This is a genomic window from Brevibacterium otitidis, assembly GCF_042429315.1.
In the GTDB taxonomy this organism is placed as follows: domain Bacteria; phylum Actinomycetota; class Actinomycetes; order Actinomycetales; family Brevibacteriaceae; genus Brevibacterium; species Brevibacterium otitidis.
On sequence record NZ_JBHMAU010000132.1, the window covers coordinates 100,092 to 110,796 of the forward strand.

Annotated in this window: 8 protein-coding genes and 1 CRISPR repeat array; all 8 genes read left to right on the forward strand. The window is 65.1% G+C overall.

Annotated features, from left to right (window positions below):
• Nucleotides 1-105: 105 nt before the first annotated feature.
• Genes cas3 through cas2e form a run of 8 tightly spaced genes read left to right on the forward strand, consistent with a single transcriptional unit; the run spans nt 106 to nt 9,564 of the window.
• Nucleotides 106-3,240: a CRISPR-associated helicase Cas3' gene (gene cas3 / locus ACFFN1_RS16335; RefSeq protein WP_376841954.1), complete on the forward strand. Its 3,135-nt coding sequence runs from the start codon at nt 106-108 to the stop codon at nt 3,238-3,240.
• Entirely contained in the window at nt 3,221-5,014 is a 1,794-nt protein-coding gene (gene casA, locus ACFFN1_RS16340; RefSeq protein WP_376841955.1) for a type I-E CRISPR-associated protein Cse1/CasA, read from the forward strand. Before cas3 ends, casA begins: the two co-directional genes overlap by 20 nt.
• Nucleotides 5,007-5,645: a type I-E CRISPR-associated protein Cse2/CasB gene (gene casB, locus ACFFN1_RS16345; RefSeq protein ID WP_376841956.1), complete on the forward strand. Its 639-nt coding sequence runs from the start codon at nt 5,007-5,009 to the stop codon at nt 5,643-5,645. Before casA ends, casB begins: the two co-directional genes overlap by 8 nt.
• A 48-nt stretch (nt 5,646-5,693) precedes the next feature.
• Entirely contained in the window at nt 5,694-6,824 is a 1,131-nt protein-coding gene (gene cas7e / locus ACFFN1_RS16350; RefSeq protein WP_376841957.1) for a type I-E CRISPR-associated protein Cas7/Cse4/CasC, read from the forward strand.
• Nucleotides 6,821-7,525 (forward strand): type I-E CRISPR-associated protein Cas5/CasD, encoded by a 705-nt coding sequence (gene cas5e, locus ACFFN1_RS16355; RefSeq protein ID WP_376841958.1) that lies wholly within the window; start codon nt 6,821-6,823, stop codon nt 7,523-7,525. Before cas7e ends, cas5e begins: the two co-directional genes overlap by 4 nt.
• A complete protein-coding gene (gene cas6e, locus ACFFN1_RS16360) occupies nt 7,525-8,223 on the forward strand; it encodes a type I-E CRISPR-associated protein Cas6/Cse3/CasE (protein WP_376841959.1) in 699 nt (232 codons plus the stop codon). The genes cas5e and cas6e overlap by 1 nt, the downstream gene beginning before the upstream one ends.
• 1 nt (nt 8,224) lies before the next feature.
• On the forward strand, nt 8,225-9,208 hold the full coding sequence (cas1e, locus tag ACFFN1_RS16365; RefSeq protein WP_376841960.1) for a type I-E CRISPR-associated endonuclease Cas1e: 984 nt from the start codon (nt 8,225-8,227) through the stop codon (nt 9,206-9,208).
• Nucleotides 9,205-9,564, forward strand: coding sequence for a type I-E CRISPR-associated endoribonuclease Cas2e (gene cas2e, locus ACFFN1_RS16370; RefSeq protein ID WP_376841961.1), 360 nt, complete (start codon nt 9,205-9,207; stop codon nt 9,562-9,564). Before cas1e ends, cas2e begins: the two co-directional genes overlap by 4 nt.
• 150 nt (nt 9,565-9,714) lie before the next feature.
• A CRISPR array of direct repeats spans nt 9,715-10,596; the repeat unit is 28 nt; unit sequence GGCTCATCCCCGCGTGCGCGGGGAGCAT.
• Nucleotides 10,597-10,705 lie beyond the last annotated feature (109 nt).

Sequence of the window (10,705 nt, forward strand, 5' to 3'; positions counted from 1 at the left end):
AGGCTATTCGGGCATTGATGGAGCTGCAATGACCTACGGTCCCGCAAGCGTGCACGGTCACCAACAACAACCACTGAGCTTCGACGGCGCCGGCGTGAGCATGCCATGAGCCATCGTGCGACTAGCTCTTCAGGCACCTCGTCCGGTGTGACTTTTCCGCACGATTCCACGCTCGCAGCCTCCCTCTGGGCGAAGACTCAGCCGCGCCCACCCGACGGGGTGGTGCCCGACGATGATGACGGCAGACTCTGGCTCAGCTTGGTCCAGCATTGCAGGGACAGCGCAGACGTCGGACGCGCTTTAGCTGAGTCCTGGCTGCCACCTGCGGTGACGGCCCGACTCTCACGCACCTTGGACGCAGCGAATCCAGTTGCAGTCGCGAACTTATTGGCATTTCTGGCTGGAACTCATGACTGCGGCAAAGCCACCGTCTGCTTCCAATCCCAGGTCGCCACCGACCCTCGCACCTCGCATCTGTGGGAGCAGGTGCGCGCTCTGCCGGAGACTCCGCAGCTGCGCACCGATGGCATTCACCGCCGGGCGCACTCGCTGTACTCAGAACTCATTCTGCGCCGTTGGCTGCTCCTCCGGTTTCCCGGTGCGCCCTACAGCGCGACCGCCTCGATTGCCGCCGTTGCAGGCTGTCATCACGGTCGTCCAAGCGGGCTGAGTTGGCAGCGCACCATGACGTCTGACCACCAGAGAGATGTCGCCGAGCGCTGGCTCGACCAGCATGGTGGGGGCTGGGCTGACATGTGGTGGCAGATTCTTGACGACATCGCCGCACGCACTACTAGCCTCGACTCCATCGAAGCACTTCTGCAGGCCGGCGGGCTGACCATCAGCGATCAGCTCCTTCTTGCTGGCTTCGTCTCCATGAGCGACTGGATCGCGTCCAATCAGGAGCTCTTCCCCCTCACCACATCAGGACAGCACGACGCTCCTGCAAGCCGAGCTGATGAAGCCCTCGCTCGCCTTGACCTCACACGCCCATGGCTCCCAGAGAGTGCGGAGACCCTCGACTACCGCGCTCGATTCGGCTGGTCGCGCAACGCCGAGCTGCGCCCTTGCCAAAAAGCCGCGATGCGCATCGCTGCAAAAGCGACCGGGCCGACACTGCTCGTTGTGGAGGATGAGACCGGCCGCGGTAAGACTGAAGCCGCACAGCTTGCCGGAGAGATCCTGGCAGAACGCACCGGGGCCGGGGGCCTTGCATTCGCCCTTCCGTCGATGACGACAACGGATGCCATGCTGCCCAGACTGCTCGCGTGGACTGAGCGCCTGCCCCGCAAGGACAGCAGCCATTCGCTCCGACTGATGCATTCTCGCGCGACTCTCAACGAGGACTTCGCACGGCTCATGCAGGCGACCCGGCATGTCAACGCAGGAGACGACGACCCGCGCAGGACCACCTCGGGCCCGGAGAACGTGATCGCCCACGCCTGGTTCGGCGGTCGCAAAGGCGTCCTCTCCGAGTTCCTTGTCTGCACCGTCGACCAGATCCTCATGCTCGCACTGGCCACCCGCTACGTCACGCTGCGTCACCTCGGGCTCGCCGGCAAAGTCGTCGTCATCGACGAAGTTCACTCCTACGACGTCTACACCTCGGACTACCTCGCCAGAGCGCTCACATGGCTGGCTGCACAGGGGTCGTCGGTCATCCTGCTGTCGGCAACGCTGGCAGCAGCACCACGGGAGAAGCTCATCGCCGCGTACCGTTCCGGACTGACCGAACCCAGACGGCCGGCGGACGGGAGCACCCAGCAGCAGGGATCAGCGGCAGCAGCATCACTGCCGACCCGCCCGCTGCCCACCAAACCACTGCCCAGACGGGCGCTGCCCACCGCGCGAGCCCAGACCGGCCTGCCACAACCGGTCGCCGGCACCGCACATCCATCAGCAGTTGATCATTCCGCTCCGTCAGCAGCTTCACCCGCAGCACCGTTTCCGCGGGTCACCGCGGTATCAGCCTCCGACACCACCGCCGAGCACGTTCCCGCTCCCGCTCAGCGCCGCAACGTGCACATCTCGACCATCCCCGATGACATGCCGGCCCTCCTCGCCGCCATCGAACGCCTCACTCTCGATGGCGGTGTCGTCGGTGTCGTCTGCAATACCGTCTCACGAGCCCAGCAGGCATTCGAGGCCATCAGCGAGCGCTTCCCCGGTCAGACTGATCTGCTTCATTCTCAGTTCACCGCCGCTGACCGTGCACGCAAGGAAACAGCGCTCACTCGCGCGCTCGGCGCCACGAGCTCCACGACAGATGGCACACGACCTCAGCTGCGCATCGTCGTGGGCACACAGGTCATCGAGCAGTCACTCGACATCGACTTCGATGCCCTCATCAGCGACCTCGCACCCACCGATTCCCTCGCACAGCGAGCCGGACGCATGCACCGCCACAGCCGGTCCCGCCCAGAGAAGCTGAGGCGTGCGCAGCTGGTTCTCCGCGGCGCTGACTTCGACAGCCCAGTCCCCTCATTCGACCGCGGTTCCATCGCCGTCTACGGCGAGCGCGTCCTGCTGGCCACGACAGCCGTCCTGTACCCATACCTCGGCGGCGCACCGTGGTGTGTCCGTCATGAGCTGGCCGCTGCCGTCGAAGCAACTTATGGCCCGCACGTGCCAGTTCCGGCAGCCTGGCACGCCGCCTACTCCGCAGCGATGCGCACAGAACAGCAGCGGCAGCACGACGCTCACCGTAGGGCGCGCGCCTTCCAGCTCACCACACCTGCCGACGCCCGCGGGCAGATGCCGGAAGCGCTGCGATCGATGACCGCCCTCGACGCCGACGTCCACGATGCAGCCGCGCAGGCCAGCGTGCGTGACATCGAGCCGTGCCTCGAAGTCTGCCTGGTGCAGCGCACCGATGAGAGCATCTACCCGCTCCAATGGCTGCTGAGCGACCAGGATCGCGGCATCGCTCTGAGCGACGTCGCCGCTCCCCCGCGCCGGCTCGCACAGACGATCGCCGACTCGATCGTGCGCCTGCCGCGCTGGCTGGTACCACCGGAGAGGATCGCTGAGGCCATTGACGTGCTGGAGCGTATGGGCTTCCGCGCCTGGCAGTCCGACTTCCGGCTGCGCGGGCAGCTCATTCTTCCCCTTGATGAGAACCACTGCGGTCAGCTGCTCGGCCGCGACTTCGCCTACGACCCGGACACGGGGATCGTACCCCTGACTGCATCGACACCAATTCCGAACAGAGGAGGATCAGATGACCACCATCCCTGCTGACGCATCTGAGAGGAGGGTCGAGGTGCACGCGCGCCCCACGTTCAATCTCGTCGATGAGCCGTGGATCCGTGTGCGTCTGCGCGATGGCAGCAGCGCTGTCATGAGTCTGCGCACGGTCTACACCCGGGCGGGTGACATCGCTGTGCTCGACGGCGAATCGCCGACGCAGGACACGGCAGTCTTCCGGCTGCTCATGGCGATCCTCATCCGCGCCCTGCGGCTCACACTGGATTTCCCGGCCGAGAAGGATCTCAGCGATGTGTGGACCCGGATTCACGCTGCGGACAATCTCTCGGAGATTCTCAGTGACTATCTCGACTACTGCGCACCGCGGTTCGACCTCTTCGACCCGGCGGTGCCCTTCTATCAGGTCGCCGATCTCGAAACAGCCAAAGGCGAGTATGCGGACGCCTCGGTCCTCATCCCTGATGTGGGCCCGAGCATGTTCTCCACGCGCACGCACGACGACGCGCGGGTCCTTGACGCTGCCAGCGCCGCGCGCTGGCTCGTGCGCCTGCATGCCTATGACCTCTCCGGCATCAAGTCCGGTGCCCTCGGCGACGCACGGGTCAAAGACGGGAAGGGCTACCCGATCGGCACCGGCTGGGCCGGAGCGATCGGGTCCATCATGCTCACCGGGCCGACGCTGCGCGACAGTCTGCTGCTGAATCTGCCGGTGAAGGCCGTTCTCGCTGCAGGCTTCGAGGCCGACGTCGACCTGCCACCGTGGGAGCGCGAACCCGACACTCCCGCCGGTCGAGGTCCTGATGAGGTGCAACCCAACGGTGTGATCGATCTGCTCACCTGGCAGCAGCGCCGCGTCCGGCTGTTCCCGGCGCCTTCCGCTCCCGAGGTGGTGGGCGTGCTCATCTGCAATGGCGACAAGATCGCACGGGCGAACCGCTTCGACGAACCGTATGCAGCTCAACGACATTCCGCACCTCAGTCCAAGAAGGCCGGTTACGAGATCTGCTTCGCCCGCCAGCTCGACCCGGAGCTGACCGTGTGGCGGGGAATCCAATCGGTCTTCGTCGAGGCGGACTCAGCGGCTGCCTCGGCTCCGGGGAAGGGCCGCACAGCAGTTCCCGACCGTCCGGCCCCCGTCCTCGAACAGCTGCGCAGGCAGCTCGGCGACGTTGTCGAGTCTGCCTACGGCGACACGAATCTGGGTCTGAGTCTCACGGGGATCGCCTACGGAACGCAGGACGCGGTCATCGAAATGGAGATGAGCGAGACCCTTCCGGTCTCCTTCGCTCTGCTCACCGCCGCTGGCCGGCCGTTGCGGCGCACGGCGATCACAGCTGTCGATCGGGTGCTGTCGTTCCGAGGTCAGATGCGCTGGTTCTTCCGCCAGCTGCTCGTCAGCGCCGGAGATTCGCCGGAGGACTATCCCGAACAGCAGGTGAGCGCATGGCTCGACGACCTGCAGCTGGCATTCGTCCACTGGCTCAGCGACCTCGGCCCGCACACCGATGCCCAGACCGCAGACCTCGAATGGCGCAAGACCATGTGGACCCTGACCCGCCGTGCGATTGAACGCGGCGTCGAGCAGGCCGGCCCGCGCGCGGCGATCGGGCGGATCGAGGAGACCGAAACCGGCACAACGTTCCATTCTTCGGCCCGCTACGAGACGTGGATCCGCAATCGCCTGGCAGAGGCGACCGGAGCGACATTCCCCACGGCCGGAGCACAGAAAGGCGACCCTGCCGATTCAGCCGAACCCACCCCGCAGAGCAGCGCCGAGCCGCTGGTGAAGGAGAAGAACAATGCGTGAAGCAGAGGCAAGCGAAACTGACGAGCGGCCGAAGCGGCTTGATACAGCCGTCAGGCGTGCCATCAGCCGTCTGCAGCGAGAACGGGTTGAGGGCGACACCTCAGCGTCTCGCGCCGCGCTGGCGCAGCTGCGACAGGCAGTCGATGAGGAACCAGGTGAGACACCGGGTGCGTGGGAACGGGTGATGGAGACCATCCCCCCGCCGTACTGCGGCACGACCGACGAGCCGAGCGACGGCGAGTGGGCGGTGCATCTCGCGTTGACGTTCTACGCCGTCCATCAGCAGGGCAACACGCGGCCGATGCATGAGTCCGGTGTGAGCTTCGGAGCCGCGTGCGGGCGCCTGGTGCGCGGTCGCACGGCCTCCACCAAAGCGCGCTATGACGCTGCGCTGACGGCCACCAGCTTCACTGCGCGGCGCTATCACCTCCGCAGCCTCATCGGTCTCATGAGCACTGACGGGATCACCCTCGACTACGGCCGCTTTGCGCAGGATCTCTTCCTGCTGCAGAAACCCGGGCACCGCTCCGGGATCATCCGACGCTGGGGCCGCGACTTCTTCCACGCCTACACCCTCACACCCCGCACGGAGGAAGCCTCAGCGGAAACCGAACTCGCTGACACCGACTGACACCATCCAGCACAACAACACACCCCTGAACAGAAAGAGGACACCATCATGGCTACGTTCATCGACTTCCACGCTCTGCAGACGCTTCCGCCCAACAACATCAATCGCGGCGAGGACGGCGCCCCGAAGACCGCGTTCTTCGGCGGAGTGCAACGCCAGCGCGTCTCATCCCAGGCTCTCAAAGCAGCTCAGCGGCGGGCATTCGCCGAACTTCTCGACCCCTCAGAGCTCGGCGTGCGGACGAAACGGATCGTCGAGCTCGTCGCCGACCGCATCGTCGACCTCGACAGCAGCATTCCAGAACCCGAGGCGCAGAGCTGGGCAGAGGCGGCGTTCAAGAAAGCCGGATTCAAAGTCGCTGCTCCCAAGACGAAGAAGGACGAACCGGTGCTGCCTGCGGTGTCGGGATACCTCGTCTTCCTCGGTCGCCACCAGATCAATCGACTCGCTGAAGCTCTCGTCGAGCGCCGCGGCGAACCGTTCGCCAAGAAGAGTGAGGTCGTCGAAATCATCGACCAGAACCACTCCGTCGATATGGCGCTGTTCGGCCGCATGATCGCCGACGACGGCGCCCTCAACGTCGACGCCGCATGCCAGTACGCCCATGCGATCGGCGTCCACGAAGCGGTCCCGGACTTCGACTACTACACGGCCATCGACGACGAGCAGGAGCGAGAGGAGATCACGGGTGCCGGCATGATCGGAACCGTCGAGATGATGTCCTCGACGATCTACCGCTACGCAACGATCAACATCGACCAGCTCAAGATCAACCTCGGCGACGACGCAGCAGTCAAGCGCGCGGTCGCGGCCTTCGCTCAGACGTTCATCGAAACCCTGCCCTCAGGCAAGCAGACGACCTTTGCCGCACTGTCGATGCCTGACCTGGTCTCCGTCGCCGTCCGCGACCGGCGACCGGTCAGCCTCGTCAATGCGTTCGAGTCACCCGTGACCGGAGCAAACCGGCGACGCGATGCCATCGCTCGGCTAGCTGAGGAGGCAGCAGACGTCGAGAAGGAGTTCGGCCTCATCCCGCAGCAGTCGTGGGTCGTGACCTCGCGATCATTCGCAGAGGCCGCTGCCGGCCTCGGTGAGCGCGCCAACAGCAGGGAGCTCATCGACAACGCCGCGGCAGCCGCGGAGTCGGCAGCGCAGTCGGTGGATGTGTCGCAGTCATGAGCACTCTTCTGCTGCGACTCAAAGCCCCCCAGCAGTCATGGGGGACCGACTCCCGGTTCCGCTCGCGAGAAACGGGGCTGATGCCAAGCAAGTCCGGCGTTCTCGGCCTGCTTGCAGCAGCCCAGGGTCGAGCGCGGGATGCCGATCTCACCGACCTGGTCGGACTCGCTTTCGCGGTCCGCGTCGACCAGCCGGGCAGGCTCATGATCGACTACCACACTGCACGGCGTCCAGGGGCGAAGAACTCCGCTCTCTCGCACCGGCATTATCGCGTCGATGCGGCTTACGCAGCAGCAGTGTCCGGGCCCGATGAGCTCATCGCGGGAATCTCAGAGGCGATCGACAACCCCGCCTTCCCGCTCTACCTGGGACGACGGTCGTGCCCGGCACCGGCCTGCCTCAACGGTGGTGTCTTTCCCGATGACGAACCGGAATCGCTTCTGCGAGACCTCGAACGTGCGCCGTGGCTGGCCTCTGAGTGGTATCGGAAGGAATGCCCGACCGAGGTGAGACTGCCGATCTATCGTGATGCGGCTGCCGGTGAGATCGGCGAAAGCGTCCAAGACGTGCCGGTGAGCTTCGACCCGCGGCATCGCCGGCACTCGACTCGCAAAGTCGTCCAGGCACCTCCGGTGCGGATCGCCAACGGCGACGGACAGACGCCTCGGGACCCATTCTTCCAGACAGTGATGGAGGCCTGATGTTCTTCTCACGAGTGCAACTCAACCCGCAGCGGCGCAAGACGCGAGAGGCGCTGGCGAGTCCGCAGGTGCTGCACGCCATGGTCGCAAGTGCGCTGCCTCCTGACATGCAGAGAAGCGACGAGGGTCGACTGCTGTGGCGCGTCGACCGAGATCAGCACGATGTGCGTCTCTACGTTGTCTCACCGCATGAACCGAACCTCGAGCACGTTGTCGAACAGGTCGGGTGGACGGCTGCACCGGGACAGACGACGGACTATTCGCGGTTCCTCGGTCGGCTTGCGCGCGGCCAGGAGTATGCCTTCCGGGTGACGCTCAACCCCGTCAAGCAGCAGCGGGTGGCCACGAGTCGGGGCAAGCGACTGCCGCTGTGCCGCGAGGACGAGCAGATCGCGTGGCTGCGCAGCCGGTCTGAGAGGTGGGGATTCTCCATTCCCGAAATCGCACCGGCACAGGACACGATCGACGACGGCACCGCAGCAGAACCGAAACCTGCCGTCAAGATCGTCGGAGTGGGAGATCGATCCTTCTCCAAAGGGCACGGCGAGGACCGGCGGAGGGTCACACAACGACACGTGACCTTCGTCGGACGGCTGGCTGTAGCGGAGGCAGAACACCTGCGACACTTCCTCACGCACGGGATGGGACGCGGCAAAGCCTACGGGTGCGGCCTCATGACGCTGGCAGCGGAGAGCTGACATGTCTGTATCGCAGCAGCCTGAGCGGCAGCAGTTGGCGACAGTCTCAGAGCGTTTGACGTTCGTCTACGTGGAGCGCTGTACGGTGCACCGGGACGCGAACGCCATCACCGCAACCGACGAAGACGGCGTCATCCACATTCCAGTCGCCATGATCGGTGCGCTGCTGTTCGGACCGGGGACGAGAGTGACGCATTCGGCCATGTCTCTGCTGGGCAGCTGCGGAGCATCGGTCGTCTGGGTGGGCGAGGGGGCGGTCCGGTGCTACGCAACCGGACGTCCTCTCGCGCGCTCAAGCCGAATGCTCGAAGCTCAGGCACGCGCCTTCGCGAACCAGCGTCAACGGCTCGACATCGCCCGGCGCATGTATGAGCTGAGATTTCCCGATGAAGACGTGTCGGACCTGACGATGCAGCAGTTGCGCGGACGCGAAGGTGCCCGCGTCCGTCAGATCTACCGCCGGGAATCGGAACGCACGGGTGTCGAGTGGGCACGACGCGACTATGTGCCGGGCACCTTTGAGGGAACCGATCCTGTCAATCGAGCTCTGTCGAGCGCCAACTACTGCCTCTACGGAGTTGTGGCTTCTGTCATCCACGCGCTGGGAATGAGCACCGGGCTTGGGTTCATCCACACCGGCAATGACCTGAGTTTCGTCTATGACATCGCCGACCTGTTCAAAGCGAAGACCACCATTCCGGCGGCGTTCGATGTTGTCGCCTCGGGATCGGAGGATCCGGAGAATGACGTGCGCAGACACCTGCGCGATTTCATGGTGGCAAGTGGTCTCATGGATGAGTGCGTTGCTGTACTGCGCAGTCTGTTTTTCTCTGCAGATGAGTCAGCTCAGGAACCGCCGATCGAGTACGACGGCACCTTGTCCATTTGGTCAGGGCGCGGGAACAGGTCCTTCGCCGCCGGGACGAACTTCGCGCAGCAGGATTCGGCGCTATTGGAGAGCCCGCCCGAGGATGGCGTGTCATGATCGTGCTCGTCCTTTCTGCCTGTCCTCAAGGCCTGCGCGGTTCTCTCACCAAGTGGATGTATGAGGTGACCTCCGGAGTGTTCGTCGGCAACGTCAGCGCCCGTATTCGACATCAGCTGTGGGATGAGGTTCATGAGCATGCCGGTACCGGACGCGCGATCCTTATCTGGTCCTCAGATGGCGAGCAGCGCATGAGATTCGCAGTCAAGGACCATTCCTGGATTCCCGTGGATCTGGACGGCCTGACGCTCATGCGCCGTCCCGCTGCGCAGAAAAGTCGATACAGCGGGCAGATGCGCAAAGGATGGAGTCGCGCCGCCGCACAGCAGAACGCGAGGAAATTCCGGCGACGTTGATTGGCGGTCGCAACTCAGAATCGTGTTTGTCGCAGCAACCGCATGAGCAGGCGAATGAGAGCGGTAGCAGGACGGCGCCGACGCACACGGGCCGTCCTCCGCGTACGCAGGGAGCACGGGCTGATCGAGTTTCAGCCGCTGCCGGCGGGTGGCTCATCCCAGCGCGCGCGGGGAGCATGCCGACCAGTCTGTTCAAGTCCGGGATAGTGAAGGCTCATCCCCGCGTGCGCGGGGAGCATGCGTGGTTCGTCGGGGCACGTGAGTGGTGTTGGGGCTCATCCCCGCGTGCGCGGGGAGCATGTGGTGGATGCCGGTGAGCTGGCCGGTGCGTGGGGCTCATCCCCGCGTGCGCGGAGAGCATAGCAATTCGCCGACGTCAAGATGAGCGAGGACCGGCTCATCCCCGCGTGCGCGGGGAGCATTCACCAGCCTGGTCGAAGCCGAGTTTGCCGGTGGGCTCATCCCCACGTGCGCGGGGAGCATTGAAATCCGGTCGTTCATCGCCCGCACCCTCGCGGCTCATCCCCGCGTGCGCGGGGAGCATGGTCGAGACGCCTGTATGTGTGGGTGATGTCGTGGCTCATCCCCGCGTGCGCGGGGAGCATCCGTTAGTCCATTTCGAATTGTCCTCAATGGGCGGCTCATCCCCGCGTGCGCGGGGAGCATTCCGAGTCGCGGGCGGTCATGACCTCGGTGAGCGGCTCATCCCCGCGTGCGCGGGGAGCATTCGCGCAGCGCGACCACGCCGGCGAGCAGACTGGGCTCATCCCCGCGTGCGCGGGGAGCATGTTGCACTTCCACTACCGCGACGGTGAACGTGCGGCTCATCCCCGCGTGCGCGGGGAGCATGAATCGGCTAACGCCGCGGTAAAGGGCACGGCAGGCTCATCCCCGCGTGCGCGGGGAGCATCGGTCAGCGGTGATCATGGGCCGCTCGCTGCGGGGCTCATCCCCGCGTGCGCGGGGAGCATCTCGGAGTCGCGCGCGCCGTCAGACAGGAACGGGGCTCATCCCCGCGTGCGCGGGGAGCATGTGGGGGGGGTGTCCCTATGGTGGTTGTCAAGCAGCTGCAGAGATTCGGGGCTCGTATAGCGTGCCTGTTTTCATCATCGCGTACATGACGTTCAGTCGGCGACGCGCC